This window comes from Frondihabitans sp. VKM Ac-2883 (assembly GCF_015350875.1).
Classification (GTDB): Bacteria; Actinomycetota; Actinomycetes; order Actinomycetales; family Microbacteriaceae; genus Frondihabitans.
This window is the reverse complement of record NZ_JADKSF010000004.1, coordinates 358368-380465: the sequence shown is the minus strand read 5'-3', so window position 1 is coordinate 380465 and position 22098 is coordinate 358368. Positions and strand designations below refer to the sequence as shown.

The 22098-nt window shown below is 68.8% G+C and carries 20 protein-coding genes; 1 reads left to right on the top strand and 19 read right to left on the bottom strand.

Annotated features, from left to right (window positions below; genetic code table 11):
• Position 1: 1 nt before the first annotated feature.
• The 9 genes from hisG to ITJ49_RS10220 form a co-directional block, all read right to left on the bottom strand.
• Positions 2–841 carry an ATP phosphoribosyltransferase gene (gene hisG / locus ITJ49_RS10260; protein WP_194604776.1) on the bottom strand — a complete coding sequence of 280 codons (840 nt, stop codon included), beginning with the start codon at positions 839–841 and terminating at the stop codon, positions 2–4.
• A 57-nt stretch (positions 842–898) separates the two neighbouring features.
• A complete protein-coding gene (locus ITJ49_RS10255; protein WP_055957877.1) occupies positions 899–1162 on the bottom strand; it encodes a phosphoribosyl-ATP diphosphatase in 264 nt (87 codons plus the stop codon).
• Positions 1163–1167: 5 nt separating this feature from the next.
• Positions 1168–1848 (bottom strand): ribulose-phosphate 3-epimerase, encoded by a 681-nt coding sequence (gene rpe, locus ITJ49_RS10250; protein WP_194604773.1) that lies wholly within the window; start codon positions 1846–1848, stop codon positions 1168–1170.
• A 112-nt stretch (positions 1849–1960) separates the two neighbouring features.
• The gene (locus ITJ49_RS10245; protein ID WP_194604770.1) at positions 1961–3526 is read right to left on the bottom strand and encodes a transcription antitermination factor NusB; all 1566 of its coding nucleotides are present in this window, start codon (positions 3524–3526) and stop codon (positions 1961–1963) included.
• On the bottom strand, positions 3523–4482 hold the full coding sequence (gene fmt / locus ITJ49_RS10240) for a methionyl-tRNA formyltransferase (RefSeq protein ID WP_194604767.1): 960 nt from the start codon (positions 4480–4482) through the stop codon (positions 3523–3525). The genes ITJ49_RS10245 and fmt overlap by 4 nt, the downstream gene beginning before the upstream one ends.
• Before the next feature lie 45 nt (positions 4483–4527).
• Positions 4528–6627, bottom strand: a complete 2100-nt coding sequence (locus ITJ49_RS10235; RefSeq protein WP_194604764.1) for a primosomal protein N' — start codon at positions 6625–6627, stop codon at positions 4528–4530.
• A gap of 26 nt (positions 6628–6653) precedes the next feature.
• Complete coding sequence (metK, locus tag ITJ49_RS10230; protein WP_194604759.1) at positions 6654–7883, bottom strand: methionine adenosyltransferase; 1230 nt, start codon at positions 7881–7883, stop codon at positions 6654–6656.
• Between the two features lie 232 nt (positions 7884–8115).
• Positions 8116–9102, bottom strand: a complete 987-nt coding sequence (locus tag ITJ49_RS10225; protein ID WP_055957895.1) for an aldo/keto reductase — start codon at positions 9100–9102, stop codon at positions 8116–8118.
• A gap of 195 nt (positions 9103–9297) precedes the next feature.
• Positions 9298–9747 carry a MerR family transcriptional regulator gene (locus ITJ49_RS10220; RefSeq protein ID WP_194604756.1) on the bottom strand — a complete coding sequence of 150 codons (450 nt, stop codon included), beginning with the start codon at positions 9745–9747 and terminating at the stop codon, positions 9298–9300.
• Between the two features lie 185 nt (positions 9748–9932).
• Here ITJ49_RS10220 and ITJ49_RS10215 point away from each other — a divergent pair, with 185 nt between their 5' ends.
• Positions 9933–11435: a SulP family inorganic anion transporter gene (locus tag ITJ49_RS10215; RefSeq protein ID WP_194604752.1), complete on the top strand. Its 1503-nt coding sequence runs from the start codon at positions 9933–9935 to the stop codon at positions 11433–11435.
• On the opposite strand, the gene ITJ49_RS10210 is transcribed toward ITJ49_RS10215, so the two are convergent.
• The 10 genes from ITJ49_RS10210 to pyrR all read right to left on the bottom strand — a co-directional run bounded on the left by ITJ49_RS10210 (position 11432) and on the right by pyrR (position 21999).
• Positions 11432–11830: a hypothetical protein gene (locus ITJ49_RS10210; RefSeq protein ID WP_194604749.1), complete on the bottom strand. Its 399-nt coding sequence runs from the start codon at positions 11828–11830 to the stop codon at positions 11432–11434. The genes ITJ49_RS10215 and ITJ49_RS10210 overlap by 4 nt on opposite strands.
• 245 nt (positions 11831–12075) lie before the next feature.
• Positions 12076–12342 (bottom strand): DNA-directed RNA polymerase subunit omega, encoded by a 267-nt coding sequence (gene rpoZ, locus ITJ49_RS10205; RefSeq protein ID WP_055957913.1) that lies wholly within the window; start codon positions 12340–12342, stop codon positions 12076–12078.
• Positions 12343–12350: 8 nt separating this feature from the next.
• Positions 12351–13274, bottom strand: a complete 924-nt coding sequence (gene gmk, locus ITJ49_RS10200) for a guanylate kinase (protein WP_055957916.1) — start codon at positions 13272–13274, stop codon at positions 12351–12353.
• Positions 13262–14146 carry an orotidine-5'-phosphate decarboxylase gene (gene pyrF / locus ITJ49_RS10195; RefSeq protein WP_194604746.1) on the bottom strand — a complete coding sequence of 295 codons (885 nt, stop codon included), beginning with the start codon at positions 14144–14146 and terminating at the stop codon, positions 13262–13264. The genes gmk and pyrF overlap by 13 nt, the downstream gene beginning before the upstream one ends.
• Complete coding sequence (gene carB, locus ITJ49_RS10190; RefSeq protein WP_194604743.1) at positions 14143–17436, bottom strand: carbamoyl-phosphate synthase large subunit; 3294 nt, start codon at positions 17434–17436, stop codon at positions 14143–14145. The genes pyrF and carB overlap by 4 nt, the downstream gene beginning before the upstream one ends.
• Positions 17436–18617 (bottom strand): glutamine-hydrolyzing carbamoyl-phosphate synthase small subunit, encoded by a 1182-nt coding sequence (carA, locus tag ITJ49_RS10185; protein WP_194604740.1) that lies wholly within the window; start codon positions 18615–18617, stop codon positions 17436–17438. Before carA ends, carB begins: the two co-directional genes overlap by 1 nt.
• Complete coding sequence (locus ITJ49_RS10180) at positions 18614–19117, bottom strand: hypothetical protein (protein WP_055957923.1); 504 nt, start codon at positions 19115–19117, stop codon at positions 18614–18616. The genes carA and ITJ49_RS10180 overlap by 4 nt, the downstream gene beginning before the upstream one ends.
• Positions 19114–20472 carry a dihydroorotase gene (locus ITJ49_RS10175; RefSeq protein ID WP_194604737.1) on the bottom strand — a complete coding sequence of 453 codons (1359 nt, stop codon included), beginning with the start codon at positions 20470–20472 and terminating at the stop codon, positions 19114–19116. The genes ITJ49_RS10180 and ITJ49_RS10175 overlap by 4 nt, the downstream gene beginning before the upstream one ends.
• 13 nt (positions 20473–20485) lie before the next feature.
• A complete protein-coding gene (locus tag ITJ49_RS10170; RefSeq protein WP_194604734.1) occupies positions 20486–21436 on the bottom strand; it encodes an aspartate carbamoyltransferase catalytic subunit in 951 nt (316 codons plus the stop codon).
• Positions 21433–21999, bottom strand: a complete 567-nt coding sequence (gene pyrR, locus ITJ49_RS10165) for a bifunctional pyr operon transcriptional regulator/uracil phosphoribosyltransferase PyrR (RefSeq protein WP_194604731.1) — start codon at positions 21997–21999, stop codon at positions 21433–21435. The genes ITJ49_RS10170 and pyrR overlap by 4 nt, the downstream gene beginning before the upstream one ends.
• Positions 22000–22098: the final 99 nt, after the last annotated feature.

Sequence of the window (22098 nt, the reverse complement as noted above, 5' to 3'; positions counted from 1 at the left end):
GTCACAGTCTCGCGGCGTGGATGGGGCTGACCAGGATCGCTCGAGCCCCGAGGTCGTAGAGAGCATCCATGATCTGGTTCGTGTCGGTGCGCGGCACCATGACGCGGACGGCAGCCCACTCCGGGTCGTGGAGAGACGAGACCGTCGGCGACTCGATGCCCGGGGCGACCTTGGTCGCTTGGTCGAGCAGGCGCACGGGGAGGTCGTAGTCCATGAGGACGTACTGGCGCGCGACCAGGACACCCTGAAGGCGACGCTGCAGCACGTCGAGGCCGGCGATGGACTCGTCGGAGGCGATCAGGACGGCCGTTGACTTGAGGATCACCGGGCCGAAGATCTCGAGACCGGCCGCCCGGAGGGTCGTACCCGTCTCGACGACGTCGGCAATGGCATCTGCGACGCCCAGCTGAACGGCGCTCTCGACGGCGCCATCGAGGCTGACGAGCTCGGCGGTGACGCCGTTCTCGCGCAGGAACTCGCGGACGAGACCCGCGTAGCTCGTGGCCACGCGGACGCCCTCGAGGTCGGACAGTTCGTGGTACTTGCCCGCGGGGCCGGCGAAGCGGAAGGTCGACGAGCCGAAGTCGAGGCTGGTCACCTCGCGCGCCGGCGAGCCCGAGTCGAGCAGCAGGTCGCGGCCGGTGATGCCGACGTCGAGGGCACCCGAGCCGACGTAGGTCGCGATGTCGCGAGGACGCAGGTAGAAGAACTCGACGCCGTTGCGCTCGTCGGCGAGGTAGAGCGACTTCGGGTCGCGACGACCGGTGTAGCCGGCCTCGGTGAGCATCTGGCTGGCGGTCTCGGAGAGCGAGCCCTTGTTGGGTACAGCTACGCGAAGCATGAGTCCGATTTCTCTAGAAGTGTCGGGGCCGGTGGGGCTCGGAACGTCGAGCCGGGCTCAGAGATGTCGGTAGATGTCGGCCGGGGTGAGGCCCTTGGCCAGCATGAGCACCTGCAGGTGGTACAGCAGCTGCGAAATCTCTTCGGCGGTGGCGACGTCGCCCTCGTACTCGGCGGCCATCCACACCTCGGCGGCCTCCTCGACGATCTTCTTGCCGATCTGATGCACTCCGGCGTCGAATTCTTTGACGGTGCCGGAGCCCTCGGGGCGCTCCGTGATCTTGGCGCTGAGCTCTGCAAACAGGTCGTCGAACGATTTCACGACGCCTACGCTACCTGGCTCGCGCTCGCGCGGAGCGCGGCGATGCGGTCGACGGGCTCCGGGGTGCCGGTCGGACCATAGACGGAGGATCCCGCGACGATCGTGTCGGCACCGTTCTCTACGGCGGTCTTGATGGTCTCAGCGGTGATACCGCCGTCGACCTCGAGCCAGATCTCGCGGCCGGACGCATCGATGGCGTCGCGAGCGGCCCGGAGCTTCGGCATCGTCTCGCCCATGAACGACTGCCCGCCGAACCCCGGCTCCACGGTCATGACCAGGATCATGTCGATGTAGTCGAGGAGGTCGAGAACGGGCTCGATCGGTGTGCCCGGTTTGATGGCGACGGCCGCCCGGGATCCTGCGCTCCTGATCGCCTTGGCGACGGCACGGGGATCGGGTGCCGCCTCGAGCGAGAAAGTGACGGAGAAAGCGCCGGTCTCGGCGTACTTCGGGGCCCACCGCAGCGGGTCGTCGATCATCAGGTGCACATCGAGGGGCAGCGGGCTCACCTGCTGGATGCGCTCGACGATGGGCAGGCCCAGCGTGAGGTTGGGCACGAAATGGCCGTCCATCACGTCGACGTGCACGAGGTCGGCCGTCGAGATGCGACCGAGGTCGCGCTCGAGGTTGACGAAATCGGCCGAGAGGATGCTGGGGCTGATGCGGATGGGGTGATTGCTGGGCACCCGTCAAGCCTATCGGGCGGTTTGCGGCACGACTTTTCGGGCAGGACGCCGCTTTTCAGCGGTGTTTCGCCCGCAAAGCGGTGTCTGCCCGCGCGAGGTTGCGAGGCGCGAGCTAGGCGCGCTTGCGTAGCAACGCCACGAACATCGCGTCGGTGCCGTGTCGGTGCGGCCAGAGCTGCACGAACGGCCCGGCACCGAGGTCGAGCTCGGCGACCGCCACGCTCTGCAGCACCTCGGTGGCGTCGATCGTGTCGATGGGCGTACCGCCATCGCGAGCCCATCGTTTCAGACCGGACTCGACGACTCCGCGGGTCTCGGCCGTGTGCGGCGAGCAGGTCACGTAGGCGAGCGTGCCACCGGGCGCGAGCGCGGCGAGGGCCGACGAGAAGAGCTCGGACTGCAGCCCGGTCAGCTCGGCCACGTCGCGCGGCTGCTTGCGCCATCGGGCTTCGGGGCGGCGGCGGAGTGCGCCGAGGCCGGTGCAGGGGGCATCGAGCAGGATCCGCGCGTACGTCTCGGGCTCGGACGCCCCGATCTCGGTGGCGTCGCCCTGCCTGACCTCGACGAGCTCGGGTACGGAGGCCGTGGCGGCCGGCGACGACGAACCCGCCGCTCGGGCTGCCGCGGTGACGGCGGCGAGGGCCTGCTTGACCAGACCGACACGACCCGGGACGAGCTCGTTGGCAGTCAGTCTCGCACCGCCGACGGCGGCTTCGGCCGCGAGCAAGGCCGCCTTGCCGCCGGGCCCCGCGCACATGTCGAGCCAGCGCTCCCCCGGCTCGATCGGCTTCAGGCGCGAAAGGGCGAGGGCGGCGAGCTGCGACCCTTCATCTTGCACTCGGACCGTGCCGGATCGGACGTCGGCGAGGCTCGCGGGGTCGCCGTGCGGTGCGGTGAGGGCGACGGGCGAGAACCGGCCCTCCTCGACACCCTCGACGGCGGCAGGGTCGGCGAGGCCGGGCAGGGCCACCAGGCTGACGCGGGCCGGCTCGTTGTCGGCCTCGAGCAGGGTCTCGAGTTCGTCGGAGCGACCCTCGGCGGCGAGGGCCCCGCGAAGGGCGCGAACCACCCATTCGGGATGCGAGTAGCGAGCGGCAAGGGCATCGTCGGGGCTGGTCGTCTCGGCCAGCACCCGGGCGAGCCACTCGTCGGGGGTCGAGCGCGAGACGGTTCGCAGCACGCCGTTGACGAATCCCGTGCCCGAGCGACTGCCGACCTGACGCGCCAGTGAGACCGACTCGTCGACGGCGGCGTGCGGAGCGACCCGGGTCGCGAGCAGCTGGTGCGCCCCGAGGCGGAGCACGTCGAGAAGGGCCGGATCGATTTGATCGGTCGGCCGGCGAGCCGCGATGGAGAGGACGCGGTCGTAGTAGCCGGACATGCGCAGGGTGCCGTAGGTGAGCTCGGTGGCGAGCCCGGCGTCTTGGGGCGACAACCCGGCACGCACGATGCGCTGCGGCAGAAGGAGGTTGGCGTAGGCGTCGTCGTGCTCGACCGCGCGGATCACGTCGAGCGCCACCTGTCGGGCCGGCTGGACGCGCGGCTCGACGCGCGGGGTGCGCTCAGAGCCGCCGCGCGGGCCGGTGCGGTTCGGTCGACGGCGGCCCGCCCCGTCGTGGTTCGCCCTGGGATGGTTCGCGCCAGAGCGGTTCTCGGCAGAATCGCGCTGCTCGCTCACGAGGCTGCTCCTGCTCCGTCGAAGGCCAGCGAGTCTCTGTCGGGCACCCCGCGCAGCCAATCGGCGGCGGCCATCGGCTTCTTGCCGGACGGCTGCACGGTCATCAGCTCGAGCGGCTCCGTCGAGGTTCCGACCAGAACCCGTCGACCGTCGAGAAGGATCCGCCCCGGCGCCACTTCGCTCGGCGCTACCTCGGCGCTCGGCCCCGCTTCGGGCACCCGCAGCTCGAGCACCTTGAATCGGGCGCCATCGAGCAGAGCGTGCGCTCCCGGCTCGGGCGTGACGCCGCGCCAGCGATTGTGGAGGGCGGCTCGGCTGTCGGTGAAGTCGAGCAGCCCGTCGTCGAGAGCGAGTTTGGGGGCGAGCGTGACGGGACCCGTCTGCTCGGTGCGGGTCGGGGATCCTGATGCGATCTCGTCGACGACCTGCGTCAGCAGCAGAGCGCCCGAGATGGCCAGCTCGCCGAGAAGCTCGCCCGCCGTCTCGTCGCCGCGGAGCGGCTTGTGGATCGTGCCGAGGAGCTCGCCGGCGTCGAGTTCGGGCACGAGCTGGAAGACGGTTGCCCCGGTCTCGGCATCGCCCGCCATGAGGGCGCGCTGCACCGGTGCGGCACCCCGCCAGCTCGGCAGGAGGGAGAAGTGCAGGTTGATCCAGCCGTGGCTTGGCGTCGAGAGCAGCGGCTCGCGCAGGAGGGCGCCGTACGCGACGATCACTCCGAGGTCGGCCCCGGTGGCTCGGACCGCCGCCGTGATCTCGTCGCTGATGCGGCGGGCCTTGAGAACGGGGATGCCGAGTTCGACGGCGGCGTCGGCGACAGGAGTCGGGGTGAGCACGCGCTTTCGGCCCTGGGGCGTGTCGTCGCGGGTGAGGACGGCGACGATGTCGTGCTGACCGGCGGCGAGAGCTCGGAGGGAGGGAACAGCGGCGGCGGGGCTACCGGCGAAGACGAGGCGCAATTCGAGGCTTTCGAGTGGTGATCGGGGTGGGACGGGCGACTGAAATCAATCGGAGAAGGGCTCGACGTCGTCGAACCGCACTCTGAGTGTAGGAGCGGGCGTGCGGCGGTTCGTGTTGCGGGCATCGCCGGGGCGCAGATCGCGCGGTGGTTTGCGGCGGTCGGTCGCGGCCCGGATCACCCGACCGCGGAGGATCGATGCCACGTCGTGCCCGTGCGCGTAGTCGAACCGGACGATGGCGCGAACGGTGCCGCCTTCGACGTCGACGGGGCCGAGGGTCTCTTTGCGGATCGATTCGGGGAGGGCGTCGAGAGCGGTCTCGACGGTGTCGGTGCGACCGGTGACCGTGGCGACGCGCACCGACGGCGGAAATCGGAGCTGCCGTCGGTCGGCCAGCTCGGACGAGGCGAATCGGGCGAGGTTCCAGGTCGCCATGGCGGAGGCGATCGTGCCGCCGACCCCGACGAGGAAGATCGGGGCGCGACGGCGGGCGAGGGCGATCGCGTCGGCCCACCAGCGCACGCAGTCTTCGGCTACCCGCAGACTCTCGCGGGCCAGCATCCGCTCGCCGTCGAGGAGGAGCACGGCCCGGTAACCACCGGGCGCAATCGGTTCGGCGCCGCGCGTCGCGACGACGATGGCGGACTCGTCGTCGACCTCGAGCACCGGCCGTGACCCGTCGGAGACGATGACGCGCACGCCCGGGAACGCCCGACCGAGCTCGTCAGCGGTGCGACCCGCGCCGGTGCCGACCGACCGCATCATCGTGTTCTCGCACGTGACGCAGTGCCAGCCGACCGCGAGGGCACCGCACCAGGCGCACGCCGGCGTCGCGTCGGCGCTCTTCTTCTGGAGCGGCCCACTGCAGCGCAGACACCGCGCCGTGTCGCCGCATTCGGTGCACGCCAGCCGAGGCGCATACCCGGGGTGCGCCACCTGCACGAGCACGGGGCCGTGCTCGACGGCATTCCGGGCCTCGAGATAGGCCGTCGATGGAATGCGCGCGTTGGCGGCGAAGCCGTCGCGGGAACCCTGCTGGGTGGTAGGGATCACGTGCGGTTGATAACGAGGATCTGGTAGCACCTCGCTCAGCCACCCGATCTCGACCAGTCGCTGTACGTCGGTGGAGCGCGCGTGGCCCGCGAAGACCAAGGCCGGGTGCTGCTGCTCGTAGCGGAGCAGGGCGGTGTCGCGGGCATGGGCGTAGGGGGTCAGTGGCTCAGAGAAGAGCGGGTCGCCGTCGTCCCACAGGGCGATCAGCCCGAGTGTGGTCGACGGGGCGAGGAGCACGGAGCGGTTGCCGACGATGACCAGGGCCTCGTCACCTCGCGCCCGGAGGAGGGCGCGGTAGCGGTCGGGGTTCGACTGTCTGGAGTCGAGCCGCACGATCTTCTCGGGCGGAAGCACTGCCTCGAGGGCCGAGACGAGCTGCTCTTGATCGCGGTAGTCGGGAACGGCGAGGATGGCCGATTCGCCATCCGCCACCGCGACGGCGGCCAGCTCGGCGAGCGTGACGGCCCAACGGCCGACCCAGCGCGGCGGCAGGCCCGGTACCGCTGGCAGCTCGACCACGAGCGGCACCGCGTCGAGGGCGAGACGGGCGCGGCCGCGCACGGCGGCCACGAGGTCGACCGAGCGGTAGCCGGTGATGCCGCGGGTGGCCACGTCGTCGAGCTCGGGGGTCGACACGTTGTCGGTGCTGCTTGTCTCGGTCCCCGCCGTTGCCGGTGTCGTTGCGTCTTCGGCCTCTGCCTCCGCCCTTGCGTCGGCGGCTGCCGCACGCGCGGCGAGCCACGCCTTCTCGACACGCACCTGTCGCGTCGGCACGGCGAGCCGAAGCACGTCGCTCGCCGACCCGCCGGCGCGATCGGCGAGCGCGCGCGCCAGACGCCAGACCTCGGGTGCCAGCACCGGCACCTCCGAGATGAGCTCTTCGATCTCGCTGAGGCTGCCCTCGTGCTCGGAGCCGTCGGCCATTTCGATCACGAACGCGTCGGCCATCCGCCCGGCCGAGCGCAACGGCACCTTGACGCGCATGCCGGGGCCGACCGTGTCGACCAGCCGTTCGGGCACGGCGTAGTCGAACAGTCGGTCGAGCTGCGGCAGCGGAGTGTCGACCAGCACCCGCGCGACGGCCCGTGACATGCGTGACTTGCCTTCGACGATGATCTCTAGAGGCCTGCCGCGGCCCGGAGGGCATCGACGCGGTCGAGTGCCTCCCAGGTGAAGTCGGGGAGGTCGCGACCGAAGTGCCCGTAGGCCGACGTCGCCCCGTAGATCGGTCGGAGAAGGTCGAGATCGCGGATGATTGCGGCGGGCCGAAGGTCGAACACCTGGCCGATGGCGTCGATGATCGTCTCGTCGGGCACGTGACCCGTGCCGAAGGTCTCGACGTAGAGACCCACCGGTGCGGCGCGGCCGATCGCGTAGGCGATCTGGATCTCAAGACGTTCGGCGAAGCCAGCGGCAACGGCGTTCTTCGCCACCCAGCGCATCGCGTAGGCGGCCGACCGGTCGACCTTCGACGGGTCTTTTCCCGAGAACGCACCGCCGCCGTGACGCGAGGCCCCGCCGTAAGTGTCGACGATGATCTTGCGGCCGGTCAGCCCGGCGTCGCCCTGGGGGCCGCCGATCTCGAAGCGCCCGGTCGGGTTGATGATGAACTTCGTTGCGGAGGTGTCGAGACTGGGCGCCTCGGCGGCGAGGACCGGGCGGATGACGTGCTCGATCACGTCGCGCTCGAGCTGCTCCATCGAGACGCTCGGCGAGTGCTGCGTCGAGAGCACGACGGTGTCGACCGTCTTCGGCGTGTAGCCGTCGTAGCCAATTGTGACCTGCGTCTTGCCGTCGGGCCGCAGGTAGTCGAGCACAGCGTCTTTGCGGACGGCCGTGAGGCGCTCGGCGAGACGGTGCGCGAGCCACACCGGAATCGGCATGAGCTGCGGGGTCTCGGTCGTGGCAAACCCGAACATGATGCCCTGGTCGCCGGCACCCTGCGAGTTGAGGGCGTCGTCGGCGGAGCCCGCACCCGTGCGAGTCTCGAGGGCATTGTCGACGCCCTGAGCGATGTCGGGCGACTGTGCCCCGATCGACACCTCGACGCCGCAGGTGCGGCCGTCGAAACTCACCGACGAGTCGTTGTAGCCGATGCCCGTGATGAGGTCGCGCACGATCGTGGGGATGTCGACGTAGCCCGTCGTCGTGACCTCGCCCGCGACGTGCACCAGACCGGTCGTGACGAGCGTCTCGACGGCGACCCGGCTGTGCGGGTCGACCTTGAGGAGCGCGTCGAGGATGCGGTCGGAAATCTGATCGCAGATCTTGTCGGGGTGCCCCTCCGTCACGGACTCGGACGTGAAGAGGCGGAGGCTACCGGTGGTGCGGGGGCTGCTGGAGGTCACGGATTCCCTAAGACGAAAGCGGTGGAGATGCCGTTCGATTCGGCGTTTGCAACTCTAGCCGGGGGTGGCGACGCTCCCCCGGTCGCGTGACGACGTGTGAACGAGATCGCGGTTGTGGAGACGCAGTGGCTGGGCCGGGGCAGAGCGGCTCACACAGCGGAAGAGACGGAAGCCGAGGATCCGGCCCGCGGATCCTCGGCTTCCGTCTCGTGGCGGTTCTCCCGGAACGGGCTCAGCGGCCGATCGGCGACATGTCGGGGTAGCGGTCGCCCGACGCTGCCGGCAGCGCCGAGAGGCGTGCGACCTGATCGGCGCTCAGCGTGAGGTCGGCGGCACCGAGATTCTCTTCGAGTCTCGTCACGCGCTTCGTGCCCGGGATCGGCACCAGGTCGTCACCCTGCGCGAGCAGCCAAGCGAGGGCCACCTGGGCGGGAGTGCCGTCGACCTCGCCCGCCACCTGACGGACCTCGTCGACGAGACGCATGTTCGTCGCGAACGCCTCCTCCTGGAACCGGGGGTTCGCGAGACGGAAGTCGTCGGAGTCGAGGTCGGACGGCTTCGTGATCGCCCCCGTCAAGAAACCGCGGCCGAGCGGGGAGTACGGCACGAGGCCGATCCGGAGCTCGCGGAGGGTGTCGAGGACGTCGCCCTCGGGGTCGCGTGTCCAGAGGGAGTACTCGCTCTGCAGGGCTGTGATCGGGTGGACGGCGTGCGCTCGCCGGATGGTCGCGGCGCTCGCCTCGGACAGCCCGATGTGCCGGATCTTCCCCTCCTCGACGAAGCCGGCTAGCTGACCGATGACGTCTTCGATGGGCACGTCGGGGTCGACGCGGTGCTGGTAGTAGAGATCGATGTGATCGGTGCCGAGGCGTCGAAGGGATCCCTCGAGGGCCACTCGGATCGAGCCGGGGTCGGAGGTGATGTGACGCTCGGTGCTCGGGGTCGACTCCCCCGGCGTATGGCGCAGCAGGCCGAACTTCGTGGCGATGACGACGTCGTCGCGGCGATCACCGAGAGCCTTGGCGAGCAGCTCCTCGTTCGAGTACGGGCCGTACGCCTCTGCAGTGTCGAACAGGGTGACACCGAGGTCGATGGCGCGGTGGATGGTGCGGACCGATTCGTCGTCGTCGGTGCCGGCGCCCGTGTAGAAGGCGCTCATTCCCATGGTGCCGAGGCCGAGTGCTCCGACCTCGAGGTCGCCCAGTGTGCGGGTCTGCATATGTCTCCTCTTTGTCTGGCGGCGTCGGGTGTAGCTGCCGCCCCATCGAGCTTGCTCCCGATCCGGCCGATCGGCGCTCAGCCTCGCCCGAGTGCGACGCCGGCGTGCGTCGAGTGTCGTGAAATGCCCGCGGCTAGGCGGGCAGCCTCGCAAGTGGCAACACTCAAGGGGGCAGGATCCGACGTGCTGCGGGCGCTACTGCGCTTTGAGCAGCTCGATGAACTCGTCCGCCATGCTGATCTGCTCCTCGAGCTTCGCTCGCCGAGCGGTCGCCTGCTCGATGAAACCGTCGAGCGCGGCGCGGGCCTCGCCGGCTCCACCTGCTGCTGCTGTCTCTTCGCCTGCTCCTGCTCCTACACCGGCCTCGGCACCAGACTCGGATTCGCCGAGGCGATCGACGACCCGGAGGAGCTCGGCCATTTCGTCGAGAGTGAACCCCAGGGGCTTCATGCGGCGGATGACCATGAGCCTCGAGAAGTCGCGCTCGGTGTAGAGGCGGAATCCGCCCTCGGTGCGCCCCGACGGCGTGAGGAGCCCGACCTCGTCGTAGTGGCGAATCGTGCGGAGCGACATCTGTGACCGGTCGGCCATCTTTCCGATGTGCATCGTCGCCACGACCTCCTCGGCCGTCATCTCAGTAGCCATCGTCACCATCCTCGTCGCTCAACCCTTACGTTACGGTAGGGTTGAAGAAAGGGCCGCGAATACACCGGCCCTCTCGATCTTCCCACTCCTCGCCGATCACGACGGGATGGGCTCACGCGCAACGGGGCGCGCCTCCGTCTTATCAATCGCTCTCCCGAGAGAGCCGACCACTCAGGAGCAGCCCCATGGCCTCAGCTACGCCCTCAGTCCGCCCGGCCACCAAGCCGATCACCGTGCTCAGCGCCCTGCGCTCGCCGCAGCAGCTCTCTCGTGAAGTCCTTGCGGGCATGGTGACGACCCTCGCCCTCGTGCCCGAGGTCATCTCGTTCTCGATCGTCGCCGGGGTCGACCCGATGGTCAGCCTCGTCGCGTCGATCGTGCTGGCCCTCACGATGTCGATTCTCGGAGGTCGGCCGGGTGTGATCACGGCCGCCGCCGGATCCGTCGCCCTCGTCATTGCCCCGCTGGTGCACGACCATGGCGTGCAGTACGTCCTACCGACCGTAATTCTCGCCGGTATCGTGCAGATCGTCTTCGGCTTCGCGGGGCTCGCACGACTGATGCGGTTCATCCCCCGCTCGGTCATGGTCGGGTTCGTCAACGCACTCGGTGTGCTGATCTTCACCGCGCAGGTGCCGCACGTGCTGAACGTGCCGTGGCTGGCCTATGTGCTGTTCGCTCTGACCTTCGCCATCATCTTTATCGTGCCGCGGTTCACCAAGGTCGTCCCGTCGCCGCTCATCGCGATCGTGGTCGTGACGGCGATCGTCATCGTCGCGAAGCTCGTCGTGCCGGATGTCGCCGACGAGGGCCCGCTCACGGGCCAGCTTCCCGGTATCACGCCGTTCCTCGTGCCGCTCAACCTCGCGACCCTCCAGTTGATCTGGCCGACAGCTCTGAGCGTGGCATTCGTCGGACTCATGGAGACCCTCCTCACCGCCAAGCTGGTCGACGAGATGACCGACACCCCGTCGCACAAGGGGCGTGAGTCGTGGGCACTCGGCGTCTCGAACATCCTCGCCGGCTTCTACGGCGGCATCGCGGGCTGCGCCATGATCGGCCAGACGGTCTTGAACGTGAAGACCGGTCGCGCCCGCACCCGCATCTCGACCGTCGTCGCCGGGGTCTTCCTCCTGGCCCTCGTGACGGGATTGAGCTCGATCATGGGCCAGATCCCGATGGTCGCCCTCGCCGCCGTCATGATGGTGGTCGCCGTCACAACCGTCGACTGGCACAGCCTCAAACCCTCCACGCTCCGCCGCATGCCTCTTCCCGAGACGCTCGTCATGGGGCTGACGGTGGCGGTCGTCGTCGCGACGAACAACCTCGCCTATGGCGTTCTCGTCGGAGTCGTGCTCGCGATGGTCCTCTTCGCCCGTCGGGTCGCGCACGTCATCTCCGTCGAGCGCACGGAGTCGGCCGATGGCTCAGCCGTTCACTACGACGTCACCGGGCCCCTCTTCTTCGGCAGCAGCAACGATCTCGTCGACCGGTTCTCGTACAGCGAGGATCCCGCAACCGTCACCATCGACCTGAGTCGTGCGCAGATCTGGGACGCCTCGACCGTCGCCTCCCTCGACGCGATCGAGACGAAGTACCGTGACCACGGGATCGAGGTCGGGTTCGACGGCCTGGATCAGCGGAGCACGCTCTTCCACTCGCGGCTCACGGGGCGGTTCGGGGCTTAGGGGTCGGTGGCGGGCTGCACGAGTACCTGGCGAATTGCCTCGAACAGCTGTCGCACGTGGGGTGCCATCCACGGTGGCGTACTCGGCTTGCGGAAGCCCCAGGCCCCGAGTACATGGCTGCGCCCCGTGACGCGCGAGACAGCGGCCGAGCTCGAGAACTCGAGCTGCACACCCCCGTGGTGGTACGCGAGTAAGCCCTTCGGCACCAGAAAGGCCTGCTCGTCGTCGAGGCTCGTCGTGGTCAGGGCTGGCGCGCCAGGGGTCGCCAGAGCCTGTCGAATCACCTGTGGCCAGCTCTCGATGCGCCCCTCCGCGGCAAGCACGGCAACGACGGTGCGGTCGTCTACACGCGTGACATCGAACTCGGTGACGCGGTATCCGCCGGTCTCGCTCACGCTGTGACCATACGCCGCCTCGCGGCTTCGCCATGAGGTGATCGTCCACGATCTGCTGATGTTCGGGGCCGAACACCAGCACCTCAGGATCCGCCGCCGCGCCGCAAGGGTCGCCCGGCACGCGGCACCGTGAGACCTCAAAACTAGCCCGGCGGCGCCGCTGAAACCCGTCAATTGTGAGGTCTCACCGCGCCACGCAAAAGCGGGCCGCCCCGAAGGGACGACCCGCTTGAGAAGGGAAGGTGTTACTCGGCGACGACCGCGAGGGGCTTCGACGTGAGCTTGTCTTCGTTGATCTCTTTCATCGCGACGGAGAGAGGCTTGTCGTCGATGGTCGAGTCGACGAGCGGCCCCACGTTGTCGAACAGCGAACCCTCGTGGAGGTCGGCGTAGTAGTCGTTGATCTGACGCGCGCGCTTCGACGCGAAGATGACGAGTGCGTACTTCGACTCGACCTTCGAGAGCAGGTCGTCGATGGGCGGGTCGATAATGCCCTTGTTCCTGTCGGCCATGGTGCCTCCTAAGCTTTCGGATGCCTCGTGGCACGAGCGGCCGCGGGCATTGCCATCAAGTCTACGACCTCTCGGGCCGCTTCGCTGACGTCGTTGTTGATGACTTTGTGGTCGAACTCGTCTTGAGCGGCCAGCTCGACCTTGGCGGTCTCGAGGCGACGCTGCTGTTCGGCGGTGTCTTCGGTGCCGCGGCCGATGAGTCGGCGAACGAGTTCGTCCCACGTCGGGGGCAGCAGGAACACCAGCACGGCCTCGGGCATGACCGCGCGCACCTGACGGGCACCCTGGATGTCGATCTCGAGTAGCACGCTCTGACCCTTGTCGAGAGCGGCGTCGATCGGGGGCCGCGGCGTGCCGTAGCGGTGCGAGTTGTGCACGGTGGCGTACTCGAGAAGTTCGCGGTCGCGGATCATCCGGTCGAACTCGTCGTCGGTGACGAAGTAGTAGTGCACCCCGTCGATCTCGCCCGGGCGCGGTTTTCGCGTCGTGGCCGACACCGACAGGTGAACGTCGTAGTTCTCGCGGATGTAGCTCGAGACGGTGCCCTTGCCGACGGCGGTCGGCCCAGCGAGCACGACGAGCTTCGATTTGAGGCGCCCACGGGCCTCCCGCTGCGAGAGCCAATCCCCTAGGATCACGCGCTGGCGTACACCCAGACCTCCGACTCGCTTGGAGTCGGCAATGCCGAGCTGCTCCATGATGCGGGCGACACGGGTCGGCCCGATGCCGGGGATGCTCGTGAGGAGCTCGCGCACGCGAAGGGTCGCCTCGGGTGCGGTGACTTCGCCGGCCCAGGCGGCGTCGGCGACGTCGAGCGCGGTGCGACGGCGCTCTGAGACGTCGTGCTTGACCTCGGCGCGGGCGCGGCGAGCGGCGACGGCGGCTTTGGCGGCGGCGGCGCGGTCGACGGGCGGTGGCGTCATGCGAGGCATGCGGTCACCTCGTCGGAAGCTCGTCGGGCGGCGTCGCGAACACCCGAAGGGCCGGACCCGAGGATCGACCGCGACGCCGAGACCAGCACGCTGGCGGCGGCGGGGCCGAAGAGGCTCTTCACGTCGCCGTACCGGGCCCCCTGCGCACCGAAGCCGGGAGCGAGGATGGGAGTCGACGCCAGCTGATCGAGGGCGATGCCGTAGTCGACGAGGTCGAGAGTCGCGCCCAGCACGAGACCGACGTCGCCGAGGTCGGCAGTTATCGGCGCGACGTGGGAATCGCCCTGGTCAGAGGCGGAATTGTCGTTCAGCACATCGTCGACGATACCGGCTGCGACCGTCTTGCCGCTCGCCAGGCGCGCCGTCTGCGTGAGGCGGGCCTCCGGGTTCGATGTCGCGGCCAGAACGAAGACGCCGCGACCGGCCTCCCGCGCCCGGCGCAGGAAGCCGGCGTTGGCGCCGAGCCCCTGATAGGCCGCGCAGGTGAGGGCGTCGACGCGCAACGGCGAGTCGTCGGCGAACCAGGCGTCGCCGTACGAATCCATCGTCGTGCCGATGTCGCCGCGCTTGGCGTCGCCGATCACGAGGAGGTCGGTGTCGCGAGCCGCTTGCAAGACGTCTTCGAGAGCGGCGAAACCCTGGGAGCCGTACCGTTCGTAGAAGGCGACCTGCGGCTTGACGATGCCGACGGATCCTGCGGTCTGTTCGATGACGGTCAGCCCGAACGACCGAACGCCCTCCGCTGACACCGGAAGCCCCCACTCCTCGAGGAGGAACGGGTGCGGGTCGATGCCGACGCAGAGGTGGCCGTAGCGGTCGAACGACGCCGCCAGGCGGCTGCCGAACGACGCACCGCCGGCGGCGTCGCTCACAGCGCGGCGGCCCGGTCGAGGCCCGCCTGACGCTCCACTGCATAGTCTTGAAGGCTCGTCACGTCGTAGCCCGTGTGGATCGACTCGATCGAGGCGACAGCCGCCTGCAGTTGCGCCATCGTGGTGAAGAGGGCCTTGTCGGCCGCCACCGTTGCCGCGCGGATCTCGTAGCCGTCAGCCCGGCCGCTGGAGCCCGACGGCGTGTTGATGACAATGTCGACCTCGTCGCGGTTGATCAGGTCGACCACGCTCTCGCCGCCCTCGGAGTACTTGCCGACGATGCGCGTGGTGATGCCGTTGCGGATCAGGACGGTCGCCGTGCCCTCGGTCGCCGTGATCTCGAAGCCGAGCTGCTGCAGGCGGAGAACCGGGAGCACGATCGCGCGCTTGTCGCGGTCGGCCACGCTGACGAAGACCACGCCGGAGGTCGGGAGTCCGCCGTAGGCCGCCGTCTGGCTCTTCGCGAACGCGAGCGGGAAGTTGCGGTCGATGCCCATCACCTCGCCGGTGGAGCGCATCTCGGGGCTGAGCACGCTGTCGACGACCTGGCCCTCCTTGGTGCGGAAGCGCTTGAACGGGAGCACTGCCTCCTTGACGGAAATCGGCGAGTCGAGCGGCACATCGGAGCCGTCCTGAACCGGAAGAAGGCCCTCCTCGACCAGAGAGCGGATGGACGCGCCGACCATGATGCGCGAAGCAGCCTTGGCCAGCGGGATGCCGAGCGCCTTCGAGACGAAAGGCACCGTGCGGCTGGCGCGCGGGTTGGCCTCGAGCACGTAGAGCACTCCGGCGGCGATGGCGAACTGCACGTTGAGCAGGCCGGAGACCCCGATGCCTTCGGCGATCTTGAGGGTAGCCTCGCGGACCCGATCGATCTCGCCCCGACCGAGCGTCACCGGCGGAAGCGTGCAGCTCGAGTCGCCGGAGTGGATGCCGGCCTCCTCGATGTGCTCCATGATGCCGCCGACGTAGAGCTCGGTGCCGTCGTAGAGCGCGTCGACGTCGATCTCGACCGCGTCGTCCAGGAACCGGTCGACCAGCAGCGGCTGGCCGTGGCCGATGACGACCTCGTCACGGGTGCGCTCGAAGTAGTCGGCGAGCAGCTCGGACGAGTAGACGATCTCCATGCCGCGTCCGCCGAGCACGTATGACGGGCGGACGAGGACGGGGTAGCCGATCTCGTCGGCGACGGCCACGGCGCTCTCGAAGTCGGTTCCGGTGCCGTTCTTCGGGGCGAGGAGGCCGGCCTCGTCGAGGATCTTCGAGAACAGACCGCGCTCTTCAGCGGAGTCGATTGCGTCGGGGCTGGTGCCGAGGATCGGCACGCCGGCCGCCGCGAGGCCCTGGGCCAGGCCGAGAGCGGTCTGGCCGCCGAGCTGCACGACGACACCCACGAGCTCGCCCGCTTGGCTCTCGGCGTGCACGATCTCGAGGACGTCCTCCAGCGTAAGGGGCTCAAAGTACAGCCGATCGCTGGTGTCGTAGTCGGTGGAGACCGTCTCGGGGTTGCAGTTGATCATGATCGTCTCGAAGCCCGCGTCAGACAGGGCGAACGAGGCATGCACGCAGGAGTAGTCGAACTCGACGCCCTGCCCGATGCGGTTGGGGCCGGAGCCCAGGATGATCACCTTGCGCCGGTCGGAGGGCACGACCTCGGTCTCGAAGTCGTACGACGAGTAGTGGTACGGCGTCGTGGCGGGAAACTCCCCCGCGCAGGTGTCGACGGTCTTGTAGACCGGGCGGAGGCCGAGGTAGTGGCGGTGGTCGCGGATGTCGTGTTCGAGACGACCGCGGAGCTCGGCGATCTGTGCGTCGCTGAAGCCGTGGTCTTTCGCCTCTTCCATGACCTCGTACGAGAGCTCGTCGGCTGCGGCCACCCGCTCGGCCACCTCGTTGATCAGCACGATCTGATCGATGAACCAGGGGTCGATCTTTGTCGATTCGAAGACCTGCTCAGCGGTGGCGCCGGCGCGAAGGGCCTGCTGCACCGTGACGATGCGGCCGTCGGTCGGGACGCTCGCGAGTTGGAGCAGGGCGGTGACGTCTCCGGGCTCGCCCTTCCAGTGGAAGCTCGAGCCGCGCTTCTCGAGCGACCGGAGCGACTTCTGAAGGGCCTGCGTGAAGTTGCGGCCGATGGCCATGGCCTCGCCGACGCTCTTCATGGTGGTGGTGAGCGTGGTGTCGGCGGCCGGGAACTTCTCGAACGCGAACCGCGGCACCTTGACGACGACGTAGTCGAGAGTGGGCTCGAACGAGGCCGGGGTGACCTTGGTGATGTCGTTCTGGATCTCGTCGAGGCGGTAGCCGATGGCGAGCTTCGCGGCGATCTTGGCGATCGGGAAGCCGGTGGCCTTCGACGCCAGGGCACTGGAGCGCGAGACGCGGGGGTTCATCTCGATCACGATGATGCGGCCGTCGGCCGGGTCGATCGCGAACTGGATGTTGCAGCCGCCGGTGTCGACGCCCACGCGGCGGATGATGTCGATGCCGATGTCGCGGAGCTTCTGGTACTCGCGGTCGGTGAGAGTCAGCGCCGGGGCGACCGTGATCGAGTCGCCGGTGTGCACGCCGACCGGGTCGAAGTTCTCGATCGAGCAGATCACGACGGTGTTGTCGGCCGTGTCGCGCATGAGCTCGAGCTCGTACTCCTTCCAGCCGGTGATGCTCTCTTCGAGCAGGACCTCGGTGGTCGGGCTGGAGTGCAGGCCGTCCGAGACCATGCGGGTCAGCTCCTCGGGAGTGTGGGCAAAGCCCGACCCGAGGCCGCCCATGGTGAACGAGGGGCGGACGACCAGCGGGTAGCCGAGATCATCGGCAGCGGCGAGGGCTTCGTCGACCCGGTGCACGATGTGCGAGCGCGCGACATCGGCACCCGACTCAAGCACGAGTTCTTTGAAGATCTGGCGGTCTTCGCCCTTCTGAATCGCTTCGACCTTCGCGCCGATGAGCTCGACGCCGTGCTTGGCCAGGATGCCGGCGTCGTCGAGAGCGATCGCCGCGTTGAGGGCGGTCTGGCCGCCGAGGGTCGGGAGCACCGCGTCGGGGCGCTCCTTGATGATGATCGACTCGAGCACCTCGGAGGTGATCGGCTCGATGTAGGTCGCGTCGGCGAAGTCGGGGTCGGTCATGATCGTCGCCGGGTTCGGGTTGACCAGGATGACGCGCACGCCTTCTTCGCGAAGGACGCGGCAGGCCTGCGTGCCCGAGTAGTCGAACTCGGCCGCCTGGCCGATGACGATCGGGCCGGAGCCGATGACGAGGACGGAGTTGATGTCGGAACGCTTGGGCATCAGTTGCTTTCCTTGGGGTCGGCCTGGACGGCGTCGGCCGTCGATGAGCGCTCGATCACGAGAGCGCGGAACCGGTCGAAGAGATGGTTGCTGTCGTGGGGGCCTGCGGCGGCCTCGGGGTGGTACTGCACCGAGAAGGCGGGGATGTCGAGGGCACGCAGGCCCTCGACGACGTTGTCGTTCAGCGAGAAGTGGCTGACCTCGACGCGGCCGAAGCCGGCGGGCGAGTCGAGCACTCCGTCGATGGGGGCGTCGACGGCGAAGCCGTGGTTCTGGCTGGTGATCTCGACGGTGCCCGTGGTCTTGTCCCACACCGGCTGGTTGATGCCGCGGTGGCCGAACGGCAGCTTGTACGTGCCGAAGCCGAGGGCGCGACCGAGCAGCTGGTTGCCGAAGCAGATGCCGAAGAACGGCGTTCCGTCGCGGAGGGCACTCTGCAGCAGTTCGACCTGGGAGTCGGAGGCCGACGGGTCGCCGGGGCCGTTCGAATAGAAGAGCGCATCGGGCGCGAGGGCCTTGAGATCGTCGACCGTGGTCGACTGCGGCAGCACCATCACGTCGAAGCCGCGCTCCGAGAGATAGCGGATCGTCGAGGTCTTCACGCCGAGGTCGAGCACGGCCAAGGATCCGACACGGTCGCCGACCGCAGGAACGTCGTACCGCTCCCGCGTGGAGACCTGGCCGCTGAGGCTGAGCCCGCGCATGTCGCGGCCGTTCTTCACGATCGCGAGCTGCTCGTCGTCCGGGAGCCCGGCCTCGTCGCCCGAGAAGATGCCGGCCTTCATCGACCCGACGTCGCGGAGACGGCGGGTGATGGCGCGGGTGTCGACCGAGCGGATGCCGACGATGCCGTCGCCGGTGAGCTGCTCGTCGAGACTGCCCTGGGCGCGGTAGTTCGACACGACACGGCTGGCGTCGCGGACGACGAAGCCGGAGACCCAGATTCGGCTCGACTCGGGGTCTTCGTCGTTGACACCGGTGTTGCCGATGTGCGGCGCCGTCATGACGACGATCTGCCCGGCGTACGACGGGTCGGTGAGGGTCTCCTGGTAGCCGGTCATGCCGGTGGCGAAGACCGCCTCGCCGAGGGTGCGCCCGGTGGCGCCGTAAGGGCGACCGACGAAGCGGGTGCCGTCTTCGAGAACGAGGACGGCCGTGTTCGCGGTGGACGAATCTGTCACGAGGTTTTCTCTCCAGTGCTGATGAGGGTGCTGATCGCGGCGACGAGTTCTCGGGGATCGTCGGAGTCGCGGAGATAGGTGTCGACGTCGAGGTCGCCGAGGCGCCAACCGAGCTTGATCAGCCCGTCGGTCTCGACGACTCGATCGATGGTCCAGGTCGAGCGGCCGACATCGCGCAGGTCGGCTCGGGCGATGAGGATCGGCGGCTCCCCCGCGATGTCGAGCACGACACCGTCGGGGTGGACGCTGACGACGGCGCGGCCACGAAAGCCGAGGCCACCGACCACGATCCGGTCGAGCCGGTCGGAGGCCTTCGTCGTGGCGACGTAGAACAGGTCACGCTCGGCGAGGAGTTCGCCGAGTTCGGCGGAGGCGGGTGCCGGGGTCGGACGGGTCACATCGGCCTGTCGTCGTCGTCGCGCGAGCCAGCCCGCGCGCATCCAGAAGTAGATGCCGACGGCCGCGACGAGAAACCCGGCGCCGATCAGCCAGCGGATCACGGAGTGCCGACCAACGCGGCGGCGTGCGCGGAGACCGTCTCGGTGTCGACGACGGCGCCGTCGAGCACGGTGGCGTAGCCGCCATGGAACGTGGCCTCGACTCGCCCCGGCAGCTCGCGCTCGAGGTAGGGCGAGTTGGTGCTCTTGCCGGCGAGGTCGTCGATCGAGAAACTCCTGCTCACACTTCGATCGTAGAGCGTGATCTCGGCCGGCGAGCCCACTCCGATCGGCTGACCCTGTCCGCTGACCTGCCCGATACGGGCGGGAGCGGCCGAGAGCACTCGCTCGACGCCCGCCCAGTCGAGGAGGCCGGTGTCGACCATGGTCTTCTGGACGACGCTCAGCGCCGATTCGAGGCCGACCATGCCGTTGGCCGCGCCCGCCCACTCGCACGACTTCGCCTCGGCGGTGTGCGGAGCATGGTCGGTCGCGACGATGTCGATAGTGCCGTCGGCGAGGGCGCCACGGAGAGCTTCGACGTCTTCGCTGCGGCGGAGCGGCGGGTTGACCTTGTAGCGGGCGTCGTAGGTCGATACCAGGTCTTCGGTGAGCAGCAGATGATGCGGAGTCACCTCGGCGGTGACCTCGAAGCCCCGCGACTTCGCCCAGCGGACGACCTCGACGCTGCCCGCGGTCGAGACGTGGCAGATGTGAAGGCGGGCGCCGACGTGGTGCGCGAGTAGCACATCGCGGGCAATGATCGCCTCTTCGGCGACGGCCGGCCAGCCGCCGAGCCCGAGCGTCGCGCTGAGTTCGCCCTCGTTCATCTGCGCACCCTCGGTGAGGCGTGGCTCCTGGGCGTGCTGGGCGAGCACTCCCCCGAAGCCCTTGATGTATTCAAGGGCTCGGCGCATCAGCAGTGGATCGGCGACGCAGAGCCCGTCGTCCGAGAAGACGCGAACGGCCGCGCGCGAGTTCGCCATCGCGCCGATCTCGGAGAGGTGGGTGCCCTTCAGCCCCTGTGAGACGGCCCCGATCGGCCGCACGGTGACATAGCCTGCGCGATCTCCAAGGGCCTGCACCTGCTCCACAACCCCGGCGGTGTCGGCGACCGGTGACGAGTTCGCCATCGCGTTGACGGCCGTGAAGCCACCCTTCGCGGCGGCACGCGAGCCGGTCAGAACCGTCTCACTGCCCTCGAATCCGGGTTCGCGCAGGTGGGTGTGAAGGTCAACGAGGCCCGGCAGCGCGAGGAGGCCATCGGCGTCGATGACCGTGGCGCCGGCCTCGGAGAGGTTCGTTCCGAGCGCCTTGACGGCTGCGCGGGAGGCGGTGCCGCTGGATCCTGGTCCGAGAAGGATATCGGTGGTGCGACCGTCGCTGAGGGTCGCGCCTTTGAGGAGGTAGTCGTTCATCGTTGGTCTCTTCTCAGTTCGTGACGCCGGCGGCGAGGGTCAAATAGAGCACGGCCATGCGGACGGAGACGCCGTTCGTGACCTGCTCGAGCACGGTCGATCGGGGCGAGTCGGCCGCCTCGTCGCTGATCTCGAGCCCGCGGTTCATCGGCCCGGGGTGCATGACGAGGGTGTGCTCGGGCAGCCCGTGGAGGCGTGCGGCGCTCAGGCCCCAGGAGCGGGCGTACTCGCGGCCGTTGGGGAAGAACGCGTCGTTCATGCGCTCCTGCTGGATGCGCAGCATCATCACGACGTCGGGTTTCACCCGCGCGAGCGCTTCGTCGAAGTCGTAGAAGACGTCGGCGTCGAAGGCAGCGACGCCGTTCGGCAGCAGCGTCGGCGGGGCTACGAAGGTGACGTGGGCGCCGAGGGTCTTCAGCAACCAGGCGTTCGATCGGGCGACGCGGGAGTGCAGCACGTCGCCCACGATCATGACCTTGACGCCGTCGAGGTCGCGTCCGCGAGCGGAATCGCCGAGGATCCGGCGGCGCATCGTGAACGCATCGAGCAGGGCCTGTGTCGGGTGCTCGTGGGTGCCGTCGCCGGCATTCACCACGCCGGCATCGACCCAGCCACTGGTGGCGAGTACGCGGGGTGCGCCCGATGCCGGGTGCCGGATCACGATGCCGTCGGCGCCCATCGCGGCCAGCGTCTGCGCGGTGTCTTTGAGCGACTCGCCCTTCGAGACGCTCGACCCCTTGGCCGAGAAGTTGATCACGTCGGCGCTGAGGCGCTTGGCCGCGGCCTCGAACGAGATGCGCGTGCGGGTGCTGTCTTCGAAGAAGAGGTTGACGACCGTGATGCCGCGCAACGTCGGCAGCTTGCGCACCTCACGAGTCGAGACGGCCGCCATGTCTTCGGAGATGTCGAGGATCTGGATGGCCTCGTCGCGCGACAGGTCGGCGGTGCTCAGGAGATGCTTCACGACGCTCCTCCTTCGCTGCGGGCGTCGGTTCGCTCGTCGGCGATCGCCACCTCGTCGAGGGCGTCGACCGGTTCGAGCCGGACGAAGATGCGCTCGGCTGTCGAGGTCGGGAGGTTCTTGCCCACGTAGTCGGCGCGGATCGGCAGCTCACGGTGGCCCCGGTCGACCAGGACGGCGAGCCGGACGGCTTTGGGACGGCCGATGGCGCTCAGCGCGTCGAGGGCTGCTCGGATCGTGCGGCCGGAATAGAGCACGTCGTCGACGAGCACGACGGTCTTGCCGTCGATCCCGCCGCTCGGCACGGTCGTTGGCCTGGGCGCACGGGTCGGCTGCCGGCGGAGGTCGTCGCGGTAGAGCGTCGCGTCGATGGCGCCGACGGGAACGGCCTGGCCGCTGATCGACTGGAGGGCCTCGCCGATGCGATCGGCGAGAACGACGCCGCGGGTGGGAATGCCCATCACGACGAGATCGTCAGCGCCACGGTTGCCTTCGAGGATCTCGTGGGCGATGCGCGTGAGCGCGCGGGTGATGTCAGCCTGACTCAGCACGGTGCGTGTGCTCAATCGGACCTCCCTTCTCCGTCTCTCTGGACGGCTCTTAAAGGTGGGTCGTAAGAACGGGACCAAGCCTAGCGGTCTCGGCTGGTCGGGCACGCCGGGCGG